General features: G+C 69.0%; 14 protein-coding genes. 5 read left to right on the forward strand and 9 right to left on the reverse strand.

The features are described 5' to 3' along the window. Positions 1-3: 3 nt before the first annotated feature. Positions 4-309: a 30S ribosomal protein S10 gene (rpsJ, locus tag HOV91_RS14605; protein ID WP_003938093.1), complete on the reverse strand. Its 306-nt coding sequence runs from the start codon at positions 307-309 to the stop codon at positions 4-6. Between the two features lie 519 nt (positions 310-828). Between rpsJ and HOV91_RS14610 the strand changes: the two genes are divergently transcribed. After that, a complete protein-coding gene (locus HOV91_RS14610; RefSeq protein ID WP_174185923.1) occupies positions 829-1,305 on the forward strand; it encodes a hotdog fold domain-containing protein in 477 nt (158 codons plus the stop codon). 78 nt (positions 1,306-1,383) lie between these two features. Here the strand turns inward: HOV91_RS14610 and HOV91_RS14615 are convergent, their stop codons facing one another. The 3 genes from HOV91_RS14615 to HOV91_RS14625 are packed head-to-tail and all read right to left on the reverse strand — an operon-like array spanning position 1,384 to position 4,038. After that, complete coding sequence (locus tag HOV91_RS14615; RefSeq protein WP_174185924.1) at positions 1,384-2,037, reverse strand: ATP-binding cassette domain-containing protein; 654 nt, start codon at positions 2,035-2,037, stop codon at positions 1,384-1,386. Between the two features lie 47 nt (positions 2,038-2,084). Next, a complete protein-coding gene (locus tag HOV91_RS14620) occupies positions 2,085-3,020 on the reverse strand; it encodes an esterase/lipase family protein (protein WP_174185925.1) in 936 nt (311 codons plus the stop codon). Between the two features lie 13 nt (positions 3,021-3,033). Beyond that, entirely contained in the window at positions 3,034-4,038 is a 1,005-nt protein-coding gene (locus HOV91_RS14625) for an alpha/beta hydrolase (RefSeq protein WP_174185926.1), read from the reverse strand. 232 nt (positions 4,039-4,270) lie between these two features. Between HOV91_RS14625 and HOV91_RS14630 the strand changes: the two genes are divergently transcribed. Continuing rightward, complete coding sequence (locus tag HOV91_RS14630; RefSeq protein WP_174185927.1) at positions 4,271-5,461, forward strand: lycopene cyclase family protein; 1,191 nt, start codon at positions 4,271-4,273, stop codon at positions 5,459-5,461. A gap of 30 nt (positions 5,462-5,491) precedes the next feature. Here the strand turns inward: HOV91_RS14630 and HOV91_RS14635 are convergent, their stop codons facing one another. Genes HOV91_RS14635 through HOV91_RS14645 form a run of 3 tightly spaced genes read right to left on the reverse strand, consistent with a single transcriptional unit; the run spans position 5,492 to position 8,171 of the window. Further along, the gene (locus tag HOV91_RS14635; protein WP_438822663.1) at positions 5,492-6,361 is read right to left on the reverse strand and encodes an ABC transporter permease; all 870 of its coding nucleotides are present in this window, start codon (positions 6,359-6,361) and stop codon (positions 5,492-5,494) included. Between the two features lie 5 nt (positions 6,362-6,366). Next, positions 6,367-7,191, reverse strand: a complete 825-nt coding sequence (locus HOV91_RS14640) for an ABC transporter permease (RefSeq protein ID WP_174185929.1) — start codon at positions 7,189-7,191, stop codon at positions 6,367-6,369. Further along, positions 7,188-8,171: an ATP-binding cassette domain-containing protein gene (locus HOV91_RS14645; protein WP_174185930.1), complete on the reverse strand. Its 984-nt coding sequence runs from the start codon at positions 8,169-8,171 to the stop codon at positions 7,188-7,190. The genes HOV91_RS14640 and HOV91_RS14645 overlap by 4 nt, the downstream gene beginning before the upstream one ends. A 363-nt stretch (positions 8,172-8,534) precedes the next feature. Here HOV91_RS14645 and HOV91_RS14650 point away from each other — a divergent pair, with 363 nt between their 5' ends. Further along, on the forward strand, positions 8,535-10,061 hold the full coding sequence (locus HOV91_RS14650) for an aldehyde dehydrogenase family protein (RefSeq protein WP_174185938.1): 1,527 nt from the start codon (positions 8,535-8,537) through the stop codon (positions 10,059-10,061). A 15-nt stretch (positions 10,062-10,076) separates the two neighbouring features. On the opposite strand, the gene HOV91_RS14655 is transcribed toward HOV91_RS14650, so the two are convergent. Then, positions 10,077-11,312, reverse strand: coding sequence for a TetR/AcrR family transcriptional regulator (locus HOV91_RS14655; protein WP_174185931.1), 1,236 nt, complete (start codon positions 11,310-11,312; stop codon positions 10,077-10,079). Positions 11,313-11,439: 127 nt separating this feature from the next. Here HOV91_RS14655 and HOV91_RS14660 point away from each other — a divergent pair, with 127 nt between their 5' ends. Both HOV91_RS14660 and HOV91_RS14665 read left to right on the forward strand, forming a co-directional pair. After that, positions 11,440-12,258, forward strand: a complete 819-nt coding sequence (locus HOV91_RS14660) for an enoyl-CoA hydratase (RefSeq protein WP_174185932.1) — start codon at positions 11,440-11,442, stop codon at positions 12,256-12,258. Positions 12,259-12,306: 48 nt separating this feature from the next. Next, a complete protein-coding gene (locus HOV91_RS14665; protein ID WP_174185933.1) occupies positions 12,307-13,332 on the forward strand; it encodes an SDR family oxidoreductase in 1,026 nt (341 codons plus the stop codon). 227 nt (positions 13,333-13,559) lie between these two features. Here HOV91_RS14665 and HOV91_RS14670 read toward each other — a convergent pair whose 3' ends face one another. Continuing rightward, complete coding sequence (locus tag HOV91_RS14670; RefSeq protein WP_174185939.1) at positions 13,560-14,549, reverse strand: alpha/beta hydrolase; 990 nt, start codon at positions 14,547-14,549, stop codon at positions 13,560-13,562. Positions 14,550-14,597: the final 48 nt, after the last annotated feature.

A 14,597-nucleotide genomic window follows, 5' to 3' on the forward strand; every position in this document is an offset into this window, starting at 1 on the left:
CCGTCACTGAATGTTGACGTCGACGCTGGCCGGCAGGTCGATGCGCATGAGCGCGTCCACCGTCTTCGGCGTCGGGTCGAGGATGTCGATGAGGCGCTTGTGCGTACGCATCTCGAAGTGCTCGCGCGAGTCCTTGTACTTGTGCGGCGAACGGATGACGCAGTACACGTTCTTCTCGGTCGGCAACGGCACCGGGCCGACGACGCGTGCCCCGGTGCGGGTCACCGTCTCCACGATCTTGCGCGCCGATGCGTCGATCGCCTCGTGGTCATAGGCCTTGAGCCTGATGCGGATCTTTTGTCCCGCCACGCTAAGTGTCCTTTTCTCCGCTTTCCTTCGTGATCCGGAAGCCGGCTACACCAGCACTCTGGACCACCCTCATTTGCACAGCCCGAACACACGAAGACGTCCCAGCCCGGGCGGGTCGAACCCGGAGGAGGCGGCCCGCGCGACTACGCGGGGCCCTCGATCGGGCAGATCCGACACAGTGGAGACTCCTGACCGGGCATGCCCGATCCTCGCCGCTGTTCATCTGTCATGGTTCTCCGGTCCACGCGGTCGGGCGTGTCGCCCTTCCACTCATTCCTCGGCCTCGGATCGCACTGCGTCTCGAACCTGGAACATCGTCCCGGACGTACCCACGCCGGAAACCCGGCGAGGTACAGGATGGGTACTGCTCGCCCCGCCCGACCACCCGTTTCACAGGGAAACAGACGCGGCCCGGTGCAAGGCAACCCGAACAGTATGCACGACGCCCACGAGCCACTTCAAATCGGTCTGCCGCGCCCACCCCCGCACGCTTAACTTACTTTTGAGTAAGATTCCCGCATGACCAAAGAGACCGTGACCTACCGCGGCTGGAAGAAGCTGCCGGACAACCGGCTGGGACATGCCCTGTTCTCGCTCGGGATGGTGGCTCGGGTGCCCTACTTCGGCACGGTGCTTCCGAATGTCGTCCGGCTCGAGCCGGGGCTGTGCGAGGTGACGTCGCCGAAGTGGTTCGGCATCCACAACCATCTGGGCACTTTTCACGCCATCGCGGCGTGCAATCTGGCCGAGGTCGCGATGGGCATGCTGAGCGAGGCGACGGTGCCCGCGACGCACCGGTGGATTCCGAAGGCGATGAACGTCCAGTACCTGGCCAAGGCCGAGACGGGGCTGCGGGCCGTGGCGAAGCTGCCGGAGATCCCCGATTTCGCGAGCATCACCGAGGGCCGGGAGCTGCTGGTGCCGGTCTCGATCTACGACAAGCACGGACTCGAGGTCGTGCACGCCGACATCACCACTTGGGTCACGCCCAAGTAGTCGCGGCCGACCCGGCGGTCCATCTCCGGGGCCCGGTTTCGAATTCCGGCCCTGGACCGTCCTGTCCGGGTACGTAGGTCATTCGGTCGCGACGACTCGACCCTGGTCGATATGCAAAGTCCGCTCCGCGCAGCCGGCGAGCCGGTCTTTCGCACATGCCGAGACGACGATCGTCATGTCCTGCCGCGCCAGAGCGCGCAGCGTTTCGGCGAGATAGCGGCGGCCGCCGTCATCCAGGTCCGCCATCGGGTTGTCCAGCACGAGCGCCGCCGGATCGGAGACCAGCGCCCTGGCCAGGCCCATCCACTTCTTCTCGCTCCGGGAAAGCCGGAGAACGGGTTTGGCGGACAGGTCGCGTAAGCGTGCCAGACGCGTACCCCGATCGACGAGGCGCGCGGCCGCCTCCGCACTGTGACCCGCGATTTTCGCCGAGTATTCCAAAGTCTGTGCGACGGTCCAGGTCTCGTTGCCTTCGTGCACGTCGGGCACCCAGCCGACTTTCGATCGGACCACCCACGGCTCGACACTGGGGTCCGCGTCCTCCACGCGCAGATACCCACGGTGCGGTCGCAACCGACCGGCGAGCATCGACAACAAAGTCGTCTTTCCCGCACCGTTCGGACCGACTACCGCGGTGACTCGGCCCGCAGGCGCTTCGAACGTCACATCGTCGACTACGGCGACTCCCGCGAATTCGCGGCGGAGCCCGCTACAAGTAATGCCGAGACCCACCGAGTTACTCCGTTTTCGTGTTGACGATCTTGTCCGGCGGCGGTGGATCAGCAGGGCAACGCGCGCAGATCACCGGCGAGCGCCGAGAGGACGGCGGCGGCGGCGCGCGGGTCTTCGAGCATGCCGCTGTGGTCGGCGGTGTTGCCGGGGCAGCCGTCCTGGAGCCAGAGGTTCCGGTCGGCGGCGGCGGGGGCGGCGAGCAGGGCGGTGTCCTGCGGCGTGATCACCTGGTCGGCGCGGGAGGCGATGGCCGTGTACCGGAGACCGGGCACGGTCTCGCCCCCCGCGTTCAACCGGTTCAGCAGCGGTGACCCGACCACCTGCTGCTGGCCCGGGGTCCCGAAGACCTGCGCCGCGATCTGCGCGTTGCCCAGGCCGAGCGAGGCCAGGTCGGGGTAGCCCGCGCGCAACCCGTCCCAGGTCGTGCCGCGATACGGCGTGCCGAGCGTCACCACCTGCGCGACCGCGTCCGCGCCGCGGGCCCGCAGGTACTGCCGGATCACGGTGCCGCCGGTGGAGTGGCCGACCAGCGCCACCCGGCTCGCACCGGTCGTCTCCCGGACGGAACGCACGACTTCGGCGAGTTCGCTCGCCATCCGGTCGATGTCGGCCACGCCGTAGAGCGCGCGTCCCAGCAGAGCGGCGCCGATCGGCCCGATGCCGGTCGAACTGGAACCGGTCTGCCCGCTCACCGCGTCGACGACGCCGGGCGCCGCTCCGAGATTCGCGGCGAACACGCAGTGCCCCTCGGCCCGGATGGCGGGCGCGAGCAGGGCGAAACTGCGGCCGATATCGGTACCCGAACCGTGCACGAGCACCACCGGTTCCGGCCGTGCCTGGGTGGGCAGGCAGGACCAATCGTTGGCGCCGTCCAGTGGTGGCGTCTCCGGGACGGCGGCCGCGTTCGGCGCGTGCAGCAGCGCGGCGCAGACCGCGACCATCATCAGGCCCGCGACTCGCGCGGCCCGGAAGCGAAGAGGCATCTCGAATTCCCGATCAGATTCCCAAAGGGGCGGCCAGGGTCGGCCAGGAGTCCTTCAGCGCGTCCTCCCAATAGCCCCAGGAATGGGTGCCTTCGGGCCGGAAGTTGTATCGCGCGGGGATGCCGAGGCTGTCCAACCGGTCTTTCATGTTGTGCGAGCAGTAATTGGTGGCCGCCTCGATGACGCCGCCGACCACGAGTTGATTGGCGAAACCCCACGGGCCGTTCAGCGAGTATTTTCCGCCGTACTGGTCGTAGACACCCGGCATGCCGTTTCCACTGGCGATGTATATCGATTTCCCGCGCAGCCCCTCGGCATGCACGTACGGGTCGTTGGCCTTCCATTGCGGGTCTCCCGCGGGTCCCCACATGTTGTCGAGCTCGGCCAGGCCCCACTCTTCGACGGTGAGCCGGACGAACTCGCGGCCGATCGGATCGCTGGTCTGGGCGCAACCGCTGTAGGCCGCGACGCTGGAGAACAGGTCACCGGTGGTCGCCGCGAGCGCCAGCGTCGTCGTCGCCGACATGGAGAAGCCCGCGACGGCGTTGCGCCCGCTTGTGGCCAGATAGCTGTCGATCAGCGGCGGCAGTTCGCTGCTCAGGAAGGTCTTCCACTTCTGGCGCCCGAGCCTGGGATCGTCCTTCTGCCAGTCCGCGTAATAGCTGAACATGCCGCCGATCGGCGTGACCGCGTGCACGTTCTTGTCCGCGAGGAATTGCATCGCATCGGTTTTCGTCGCCCACGTGGAGCCGTCGATGCCACCGGCCGCGCCGAGCAGCATGTACAGCACCGGACGCGGCACGCTCGTATCCGCGGCACGCTGCACTTCCACCGGAATATCGAGATCCATGGCGGCGGAATGCACCGTCAATGTCAGGTTCCGCGCATCGTGCTCCTGCACGGACACGATCGAAGACTCCGCGGGCGCCGCAGACGCCTGCACCGACACGACCGTCGATGCGGCGGCACCGACGACCACCGCCGACAACACCAGCCGGCGGAAGTGGCTTCCTCTCATGACTCCCCTTATCCCGAATCCCGGAACGCTTCGCGCTCCGAGCCCACGGTATGGTGCGCCGCAATCCATTTCACGACTGAAGTTGCTGGGCCACTGATTCTGGGGGCACGCGCGGAAGTGGAATTCTCCCGTCCCGACGCCGATTTATTCCGATATGGCGAGACCCGAATTACTTGGGCAGGTGCGCTTCGGATGGTTGCGCTCGTATCGGCCGAGCGGATTGAATGCCCCTATGGGTGTCAGCGCGGGCCGGGAAGTCGATGTGTGCGTGGTCGGGCTCGGTCCCACAGGGCGGGCGCTGGCGCACCGCGCGATGCGCGCCGGGCTGTCGGTCACCGCCGTCGACCCCCGCCCGGACCGGCTGTGGCCGCCCACGTTCTCCTGCTGGGTGGACGAACTGCCGGACTGGCTGCCGTCCACGGCCGTCGCGACCACCATCCCGGCGCCCACGGTCTGGACGAAGACCGAACACCGCATCGACCGCCCCTACTGCGTGCTGTCCAAGCCCGGTCTGCACGCGGCGCTGGCGCTCGACGACGCCACCGTCGTCGCGGGCCGCGCCACCCGGGTGGACGCGCACGAAGTGGAACTCACCGACGGCACGGTGCACCGGGCCGCCGCCGTGTTCGACGCTCGCGGGCTGCCCGCGCTCGGGCGGCGCCGGGCGGCGAGCGCGCACGGCATCTTCGTAGACGCCGAGACCGCCGCGCCGATGGTCGCCGATGGCGAGGGGCTATTGCTGGACTGGCGACCGGAGAACGGCGCGGGCCCGGACGAGCCGCCGTCGTTCCTCTACGCCGTGCCACTGGGCGACGGCACGGTGATCTTCGAGGAGACCAGCCTCGGCCTCCGAGGCGGCATGCCGCAGCGCGAATTGCGCAAACGCACGCTCCACCGCTTAGCCGCGCACGGCATCCGCCTCACCGGCGCCGAATCGAGCGAGGCGGCGCACTACCCGCTCGACCAGCCGCCGCCGCGCCGGGGTACGGCGCGCGCTGTTCCGTTCGGGTCCCGCGGCGGCATGATGCACCCGTGCACGGGCTACAGCGTCGCCGACTCGCTGGCTCTGGTGGACACCGCGATCACCGCGTTGCGCCAGGGCCGCGACCCGATCGCCGCGCTGTGGCCGCCGCGCGCGCGACTGGTGTATTGGATGCGCATGCGCGGCCTCTACGGCCTCGGCAGGCTCACCACCGAACAGTCCATCGCCATGTTCGACGCGTTCTTCAGCGCCTCCCCGCGCGGACGGCGCGCGCTGCTGTCCGCGCATGACGACTACATCGCGCTGGGCGGCGTGCTGTTCGGCACGGTCGCGCACACCTGGCCGTTCCGCTGGCGCTACGACCTGGTGGGCTGGACCAACCGGGATCGCTGGCTGGATTACGACTTCGCCGAACCGCGGGAGGCGGCCGAAAGCCGGTGACCAGCACCGGCGCACGGCGCGGGCTCGCGGTTAAGGCCCCGTCTCCGCGGCCCGCCGGTATCCGCGGACCGCGGGATAGGCGAACACGACGATCATCCCGAGCGTCCAGGCGAGCGTCTTGATCAGCGGCTCGGCGACCGCGCCACCGTAGGACAAGCCGCGCATCGCATCGATGGCACAGCTCATCGGCTGGTTGGCCACCACGTCCTGCAACCAGATCGGGTAGGCGAAGACCGGCACGAAACCGGAGTTGAAGAACATCAGCAGCGTGTTGATGATGCCGATGATGTTCACCAGCATCACGCCCTCGGACACGGTGGCCAGCGCGGTGACCAGTACGGCGAAGGCGACCCCGAACAGGACCGGGATGCCGATCAACGCCACCGCCGCCGCTGGCCCCTGATCGAAACGGAAGCCGAGCAGCAGTCCCACCGCCACGACGAACAGGGTGGTGACCAGGACGCGGACCGCCTCCGCGAGCAGTCGGCCGGTGAATCCGGCCGCACGATGCACCGGCATCGTCCAGAACCGGCCGAGCAGCCCGGTCATCTTCTCGGTCTTGAAGCCGAGCGCGCTGACCACCGCACCGGACATCGCGGCGACCAGCGTCAGCAGCGGAACGGTTCCGTACACGGCGGGCATGCCGGTGGCCCCGGAGACCGGCTTGTTCAGCACGATGTAGAACATCAGCAAGGTCAGCGCCGGGTACACCAGCGTCTGGATGGTCGTGGCCGGATCGCGCGCCCAGACCAGCAGCAGCCGCTTGCACTGGATCAGGCTCTGCACCGCCCAGGTGACCAGCGAGCCTTCCGGCTTCGCCCGGACCACCGGCAGCGGTTCGCTCGCGCGGATCTCGGCCTCGTCGGCCTGCTGGGCGGTGCGCTCCACGGTCGATTCCATCGAACTCATGACCGCCTCACGCTCGCCCAGATCGCCAAAGGAACGAATGCCGCGGCGAGCCCGATCAGCCACACCAGCGGCACCCACAACACCTGCCAGGTCACGCCGTCGGCCGCCATGTCGCGCAGGGCGAAGGAGAACTGGGAGATCGGCTGGTTGCGCACGAAGGGACGAATCCACTCCGGGAAGTTGCGTTCCGGCACGAACCCGCAGGAGAGCATGCCGAAGATCAGCGTCGGCAGGGTCAGCGCCTGACTCAGCGACTCCGGACTCTTGGTCAGGCTGCCGAGCGCGTCCGCGCCGATCGCCAGCACCGTGCCGACGCCGAGGGAGAACGTGCAGAACAGCACGGCTTGGCCGAGCCCCGCGTCGAAGCGGAAGCCGATCAGGTGCCCGAAGAGCACCGCCGCGGTGAGCGAGGTGACCGAGCGGACCAGCCCCGCGCAGATGCGCGCGGTGAACGGCACCAGCGTCCCGATCGGCATGGTCTGCAGGCGGGTGCTCAGCCCGGTCATCGCCTCGAAGGCGGCCAGCTGCGCGTTGGACATCATGGTGAAGGCCATGGTCTGCAACACGATGATCGGCATGACGTACTGGGCGTAGTCGACGCCCTGGAACTTCATCACGTAGCGCAGCGGCAGGTAGAAGCCGAGGGTGAACACCAGCGGCGTGACCATCGCGACGATCAGCTCGCCCTTGGTGGCCATGGTCCAGATGATCCGGCCGGTCAGCGCGCGCCACTGCGCGAACGACGACAGCCGCGCCGCCGGTAGCTCGGCGAACAGGCTCACCTCGGCCCCGGGGTGCTCCGGCGCGGTCGCAGTGGTCACGCGCGCCCGCCCGAGTGACCGGTGATGGACAGGAACACGTCGTCGAGCGAGGGGCGGCGCAGCGCGATGTCGGCCAGGTCGACGCCCGCGCTGTCGAGCCTGCGCAACGCCTCGGTGAGCGTGGCGGCGCCCTCCGGCGCGGGGATGGACAGCCGATCGCCGCCGTCGAGGTCGGCCATGACCGCGGGCGGCACCAGGTCGCCGAGCGCGTACGCGGCGGTGCGCAGCTTCTTCGGGTCGAGTGGCACGACTTCGCAGTAGCTGCCGCCGGTCTTCTCCTTGAGTTCGTCGGCGGTGCCCTCGGCGATCACCGTGCCCTTGTCGATGACGATGATGTTGTCGCTGAGCACGTCGGCTTCCTCCAGGTACTGCGTGGTCAGCAGCACCGTGATGCCTTGCGTCTTGAGCGCGGTCACCAGGTCCCAGACGCCCTGGCGGCTGCGCGGGTCGAGGCCGGTGGTCGGCTCGTCCAGGAATACCACCTCGGGACGCACCACCAGGCCGCAGGCGATGTCGACGCGGCGGCGCATGCCGCCGGAGTAGTGGCGCACGGCACGGCGGCCCGCGCTCACCAAGTCGAACTCCTCCAGCAGGGTGTCGGCGCGCTTGCGGGCCGCGGACTTGCCCAAGCCCATCAGCCTGCCGAACAGTTCCAGGTTCTCCCGGCCGGAGAGGTTCTCGTCCAGCGCCGCGTACTGACCGGTCATCATGATCGATCGCCGCACGCCCGCCGGATCCTTCAGCACGTCGTGCCCCGCGACGACGGCGGTGCCCGAGTCGGGACGCAGCAGGGTGGACAGCACCTTCACCATGGTCGTCTTGCCCGCGCCGTTGGGCCCGAGGATGCCGAGGACCGAGGCACGTTCGGCGACGAAGCTGACGCCTTGCAGTGCATGCACGTCGCCGAACGACTTGCGGACGTCCGCTACCCGGACCGCTGGCTCACCCGCATGCGAATCTGCTTGGTTGGAACTCGGCATCAACTCTCCACTATCGGCCGGTACGGCGACCACGTCGCCCGAGCGCACGCGCACGCTCGGATTGGTGATCCGTCGCGCCCGGCGTGATGTTACCGGCCGGATGGTCCGGCCTTTCGCCGCGCGGGCAGGACCAACCCCGGGGTGCGCCAATTGTGTCCTTACTCACATTTCTCGCTGCCCGTCCGCCACGCAAGGGATCGACGCTGGTGAGCGCGATCCGGTGCGGCCGGGAGCCGGCGGCCGAGCCTTGTCGGTCCGCTGCGCCAGACCATAGTCTGCTTTGCGGGGGACCACACTCACTCGTCCGCGGCTGTGCCCCGCTGAGCGGTCCGCACGCTGGTTTCGACACTGCGAGAGGTGATCATGGCCGAGTCCGCGCAGCCACGGTTGGCGGCGCGTCCGGGAGGAACGGGCCGAACGAACGTGCTGACGTCTTACGATCCGCGCACCGGCGAGGTCGTGGGCAATTACGCCGTGATGAGCGCCGGTGAACTGAATCGCGCGGTGCGCGCGGCCCGCTCCGCCGAAAAGTGGTGGGCGGAGCTGGGATTCAGTAGCCGCAGGCGGTGGCTGCTGGACTGGAAGCGCGAGATCGCCCGCCGCTCGGGCGAATTGGTCACCCTGCTGTGCGAGGAGACCGGGAAGCCGGAAGCCGACGCCGCGATCGAGGTACTGCTCGCGGTGGAGAACCTGGACTGGGCCGCGCGCAACGCGGGCCGCGCGCTGGACCGGCGGCGCATCGGGTCCAGCTGGCTCACCCGCAACCAGCGGGCCACGGTCGGCTATCTGCCGCTGGGCGTCGTCGGGGTGCTCGGCCCGTGGAACAACCCGGTGTTCACGCCGATGGGCTCGATCGCCTACGCGATGGCGGCGGGCAACGCCGTGGTGTTCAAACCGCACGAGCTGACCACCGGCGTCGGCGTGTGGCTGGCCGACAGCTGGGCCAGGCTCGCGCCGAACCAGCCGGTGCTGCAAGTGGTCACCGGCGACCGGGCCACCGGCGCCGCGCTGTGCCGGGCCAAGGTCGACAAGATCGCCTACGCCGGTTCGGAGGCAGGCGCGCGCGAGGTGATCTCGGTGTGCGCGCAGACCATGACACCGGTCGTCGTGGAGCGCGGCGGCAAGGGCAGCATGGTCGTCCACGTCGACGCGAAGCTGGACGACGCCGCCGAGGCCGCCGTGTTCGGGGCGATGGCCAACGCCGGGCAGAACGCCACCGGCATCCAGCGGGCCTACGTCGCCCAGTCGGTCTACGACCGCTTCCTCGACCTGGTGGTCGAGCAGGCGAGCAAGCTGCGGCCCGGCGCGGACCGGAAGGCGTCCTACGGTCCGATGATCATGGAGTCGCAGGTCGAGGTGGTGCGCAAGCAGGTGCGCGACGCGGTGGCCAGGGGCGGCCGCGCGGTGGTGGGCGGTCTGGAGTCGATCCGCGAGCCCTACATCGAACCGATCGTGCTGGCCGAGGTGCCGGAGGAGAGCATCGCGATCACCGGTGAGGGCATCGGCCCGGTGCTCATCGTGAACAAGGTCGCGAGCATGGACGAGGCCGCCGAGCGGATCAACGCGGTCGGCACCGACGTGGCGGTGTCGGTGTTCACCAGGGACGTGCACGAGATCGAGGCATTCGCCGAACAATTGCGCGTCGGGGTGGTCACGATCAATTCCTCGACCGTCTACGCGGGCATCCCCGCGTTGCCCTTCGGCGGAGTCGGCGAATACGGCCAGGGCCACAGCCACGGCGACCAAGGGCTGCGCGAGTTCAGCAGGACGCTGGCCATCACGCGCAAGCGGTACCAGGCGCCGGTGAACCTGTCCACGTTCGATCGGCACCCGCGCCATCTCCGGCTGGCCAGGACGATCTTCCGGATCCGGCACGGCCGCCGCCCCTGATCGGCGCGGAGGCGCTCAACCCAGCAGCACCGCGTCCATGAGCGCGGTGACCCGGGCCAATTGCGCGGGCCGGGAATCGAATCGGATCAACCGGCCCACGTCGATGACCTGGCTGATGGCGGCGTGCACCCGGAAGCGCGCCTCCACCGGGTCGCCGTCGAGCAGGTTCGCCCACTCCAGCACGTTCTGCCGCTGGATGGCGCGCAGCTTGTGCTGCTCGGCCTGCGGCAGATTGGTGAACTCGGCGTAGTAGACCGGCATGATCTCCGGCATCGAGAAACTCAGTTTGGCGTAGCGGTCGGCCAGCCGTCGCGCGGCCTCCTCGCGGCTGGCCGCTTCGGCCAGCGCCTCGGTGATCGCGATGGCCAGCCGGTCGCCCGTGCGGTAGAAGGCCGCGGCCAGCAGGTCTGCTTTGCTCGCGAAGTACCGGTACACACTGGAGGCGTTGATGCCGACCGCGGCGCCGACCTCTTCGATGCTCGCCTCGTGATAGCCCTGTCTCCCGAAGATCCGGATGGCCTCGGTGAGCAACTGTTCACGCTTGGAGGTCACCGGGATGCCGCGTACGGTCGGCCCGGGATCGGGTTCGGCAGGGGCGGGGGGCAATTCGGTACGCAGCACAGCCCAGGCCATCTCGTGCAGCAGCGGCAGCAGCCGCGCGCTCGACAGTGCGGTGCGGTGCGCGGCGATGCTGGCGATCGTGCTGAGCACGCCCGCCGCCAGCATCGCCGTGTCCGCGGGCGGCGCGTCGGGTCGCAGCAGCGCGATCGGCGCCACCAGGGTGTTGTTCAGGTCGTCGTAGATCTTCCTGATCCGCACCCGGTCGTCCCGCTCGAGATAGCGCCGTTCCCACCGGTAGAGCCCCGCCTCGCGCCGGATATCGACGGTGTGCTCGCTGATCGCGCGGATCAACGCGTCCAAACGCCGCGCCGGATCCAGCCGGGTGTCATCGGCGGCCTCGGCGACGGTCAGCAGGTGTCGCGCGCCTTCCTCGGCGGCCGCGACCAGGAGCGCGTACTTATTGGTGAAGTGCCGGTACAGCGCCGGACCGGAGATGCCGACCTCGGCGGCGATCTCGTCCACGCCGACGGGGTAGTACCCGCGTTCGCTGAACGCCCGCGCGGCCGCCCGCATGATCTGGACCTTCCGGTCCTTGGGACGGCGGCGCACCGACGTGCCCTCAGCGCCCGTCCTTCTGCCCGGGTCGGGCCGCGCGGAAGCGAGGCCGACCTCGCTGCGATCCGCGACCATGCACCTCTCCGTTCTCCGGCGGCGCTGGTTGACAGCGCCCGACAATGGAACCTAAGTTAACCACAATTCGCAAAGTTAACCACCATTCACCGCCGGGCGTCCGCCGAATTGCAGCTTAGGAGCAAACATGAGCAACAACGATTCCGCGGCCCCGGCCGCCGCGCCCACCGCCGCGCGGTTCACGGCGGTTCAGGACGGCAAAGTGCTCCGGGTCACCATCACCAACCCGAAGCGGAAGAACGCCATCGACTACGACACCATGGTCGCGCTCGGGGACACCTTCCACTCGGCGGCCCAGGACCGCGCGGTGCGGGCGATCGTGCTGACCGGCGAGGGCGGCGACTTCTGCACCGGCGCCGATCTGTCGTCCAGCGCCGACGAGGCGCGCCGCGGCATCACCTCGGACATGGTGATGGACGCGGCGAACCGGCTGGTGCGCGCCATCGTGGACGCGCCGGTACCGGTGATCGTGCGCATCCGGGGCGCCGCGGCGGGCGTCGGCGTCGGCATCGCGCTGGCCGCCGACCTGGTCTACGCCAGCGAGGACGCCTACCTGCTGCTGGCCTTCATCAACATCGGCTTGATGCCCGACGGCGGAGCGGCCGCGCTGGTGGCCGCGGCGGCGGGCCGCCCGCTGGCGGCGCGGATGGCGCTGCTCGGCGAGCGGCTGCCCGCCCGCGAAGCCGCGGCCGCCGGCCTGTTCACCGCGGTCGTGCCCGATGCCGAACTCGACGCCGCGGTGGAGGCGGGCGTCGCGAAGATCGCCACCGGTCCGCGGCGCGCGCTGGAACTCACCAAGCATGCACTGAACCAGGCCACGCTGACCTCGCTCGACGCGGCCCTGGCCGCCGAGAAGGCGGGGCAGACCGAGCTGCTGCGCTCCCCCGATTTCATCGAGGGAGCCACCGCGATGCTCACCAAGCGCAAGGCCGTCTTCGCCGACTGATCAGCCCGCCGGAACGGACCGACCGGCAGGCGACTATGTTCATCGGCTATGACTTACCTGGTTACCGGGGCAACTGGGTTCATCGGTCGGTTCCTCATCCCCGAGCTCCTGAAACGCGAGGGTGACATCCATGTACTGGTACGGCCGGGTGACGCCTCGGCCGACCGGTTCGCCTGCTGCGCGCAGGAATGGGCGGGTGGCGACCGCGTCCGTCCGGTGCGCGGCGATCTGGGCGCCCCGGGGCTGGGTATCGACCCGACCTGGCTGGCCCGGCATCGCGGCACCGTCCGGCACGTCTTCCACCTGGCCGCGGGCTACGACCTGACCGAGCGCGGCGGCGGGACCAGGCATCTGGTCGACGTCGCCGAGGAACTGCGCGTCGATCAGCTGCACCACGTCTCGACCGTGGAGGTGGCCGGATCCACCGAGGGCTTGTTCACCGAGGACATGTTCGATCACGGCCAGACGCTGACCTCCCCCTTGCAGCAAGCGAAATTCGAGGCCGAGCGGATCGTGCGGGAGTCCTCGCTGCGCTGGCGGATCTACCGGCCCTCGATCGTGATCGGGCATTCCAGGACCGGCGAGATCGATCGGATCGACGGTCCCTACTACTTCTTCCGCCTGCTGCGCATGGGCGCGCAGCTGCCGAGACTGCTGCCGGTGCTGGTCCCCAAACTGGGTGAGACCAACATGGTCCCGGTCGATTTCGTCGCTCGCGCCCTCGACCACATCGCCCACCGCCCCGGTTCGGACAAGACCACCTATCACCTGGTGGATCCGCGCAGGCAGAGCGCGGTCGACGCGCTGAACCTGTTCGCCGACGAGGCGGGCGCGCCGCACCTGGTCGAGGTGATGCCCAAGCGCACCCTGGACATGATGTTGCGCGTTCCCGGCGCCAACTGGCTGCTGCCCCGGGTCGGCGTGCCCCTGGATGTACTCGAGCACAGCGAATTCGCCTGCTGGTTCGATTGCAGGCACACCAGCGCCGCGCTGGCGGGCACCGACATCAAAGTCCCGCCATTGGACGCCTACGCGCCGCGGATCTGGAAATACTGGATCGAGAACTGGGTCTGATCGCCACCACACCGTCTCGGGCCCGTTAGCGTCCGAGACGGTGGGAGCGGCCCGTCGGCACCATGGCCGGTCCGACGTCGGGCTCGGTGACCCGCGGCAGCCGGGAGCGCCCGCCCGGTGGCGGACCTGAGGGACACAAAAACCGACCGCCTGGTTGCTCGAGTTCGGCAACCAGGCGGTCGGCGGAGTTCAGCCGGATGTTCCGGCCCGGGCGGGCAGTTCGGCGATCAGACGCCGAGACCCCTCGCGAGCACCGGCCACGACAGCAGGAACTCGTCGCGCCAGTAGCCCCAGGAGTGGGTGCCCGAGTTGCGGAAGTTGTAGGTGGCCGGGATACCCAGCTGGTCCAGCTTGTTCTTCAGGTTGTTCGTGCAGTAGTTGGTGCCCGCTTCGATCACACCGCCGATGATGATCTGGTTGGCCAGGCCGTACGCGCCGGGCAGGGCGTACTGTCCGTTGAGCGTGTCGTACTGACCGGGCAGGCCGTTGCCGGTGGAAATGTACAGGTCGAGACCGCGCAGCCCCTCGGCGTGCACGTACGGGTCGTTGGCCACCCACTCCGGCCCGCCCTGCGGACCCCACATGTTGTCGGTGTTGCCGCCGCCCCAGGTCTCGACCGTCAGCTTGACGAACTCGGAACCGACCGGGTCACTGGTCTGTGCGCAGCCGCTGTAGGCCGCGGCGGCCTTGTACAGGCCGGGCTTGGAGATCGGCAGCGCCAGCACCGTGGTGCCCGAGGTGGACAGGCCCGCGATGGCGTTGACGCCGTTGGTGCCCAGCGCGCCGTCGATCAGCGGGGGCAGCTCCTCGGTGAAGAAGGTCTTCCACTTGTTGCGGCCGAGTACCGGGTCGTCCTTGATCCAGTCGGTGTAGTAGCTCCACTTGCCGCCGATGGGCTGGATCACGTTGACGTTCTTGTCCGACAGGAACTGCAGCGCGTCCGTCTTCGCCTGCCACGAGGCTTCGTCCTCGCCGCCGCCCGCGCCGTTGAGCAGGTACAGCGTGGGGCGCGGTACGGAGGCGTCGGCGGGGCGCTGGACGTCGATGATGATCTTCTCGTCCATCGCCGCCGAGTACACGTACAGACGGATGCTGCGCGCGTCCTTGTACTCGGCCTTGGTGATACGCGAACCGTCCGGAGCGACCGGGTCGGCCAGCAGGCTCTTCCTATCGATGATCGGGTCAGCTGTCGCGCTGGACGCGCCGAGACCGGTCATCATGCCCGCGAGCACCGCGGTTGCCGCGATCGCGGCCGCGGCCCGCAG

It is taken from the genome of Nocardia barduliensis (genome assembly GCF_013315795.1).
Lineage (GTDB): Bacteria > Actinomycetota > Actinomycetes > Mycobacteriales > Mycobacteriaceae > Nocardia > Nocardia barduliensis.

Excerpts from the sequence above, each read along its gene's own strand:
- HOV91_RS14660 (WP_174185932.1), top strand. The coding sequence starts at position 11,440 with ATGAGCAACAACGATTCCGCGGCCCCGGCCGCCGCGCCCACCGCCGCG.
- HOV91_RS14665 (WP_174185933.1), top strand. The coding sequence starts at position 12,307 with ATGACTTACCTGGTTACCGGGGCAACTGGGTTCATCGGTCGGTTCCTC.
- HOV91_RS14625 (WP_174185926.1), bottom strand. The coding sequence starts at position 4,038 with ATGAGAGGAAGCCACTTCCGCCGGCTGGTGTTGTCGGCGGTGGTCGTC.
- HOV91_RS14655 (WP_174185931.1), bottom strand. The coding sequence starts at position 11,312 with ATGGTCGCGGATCGCAGCGAGGTCGGCCTCGCTTCCGCGCGGCCCGAC.
- HOV91_RS14610 (WP_174185923.1), top strand. The coding sequence starts at position 829 with ATGACCAAAGAGACCGTGACCTACCGCGGCTGGAAGAAGCTGCCGGAC.
- HOV91_RS14645 (WP_174185930.1), bottom strand. The coding sequence starts at position 8,171 with ATGCCGAGTTCCAACCAAGCAGATTCGCATGCGGGTGAGCCAGCGGTC.
- HOV91_RS14630 (WP_174185927.1), top strand. The coding sequence starts at position 4,271 with ATGGGTGTCAGCGCGGGCCGGGAAGTCGATGTGTGCGTGGTCGGGCTC.
- HOV91_RS14650 (WP_174185938.1), top strand. The coding sequence starts at position 8,535 with ATGGCCGAGTCCGCGCAGCCACGGTTGGCGGCGCGTCCGGGAGGAACG.
- HOV91_RS14620 (WP_174185925.1), bottom strand. The coding sequence starts at position 3,020 with ATGCCTCTTCGCTTCCGGGCCGCGCGAGTCGCGGGCCTGATGATGGTC.
- HOV91_RS14635 (WP_438822663.1), bottom strand. The coding sequence starts at position 6,361 with ATGGAATCGACCGTGGAGCGCACCGCCCAGCAGGCCGACGAGGCCGAG.
- HOV91_RS14670 (WP_174185939.1), bottom strand. The coding sequence starts at position 14,549 with ATGACCGGTCTCGGCGCGTCCAGCGCGACAGCTGACCCGATCATCGAT.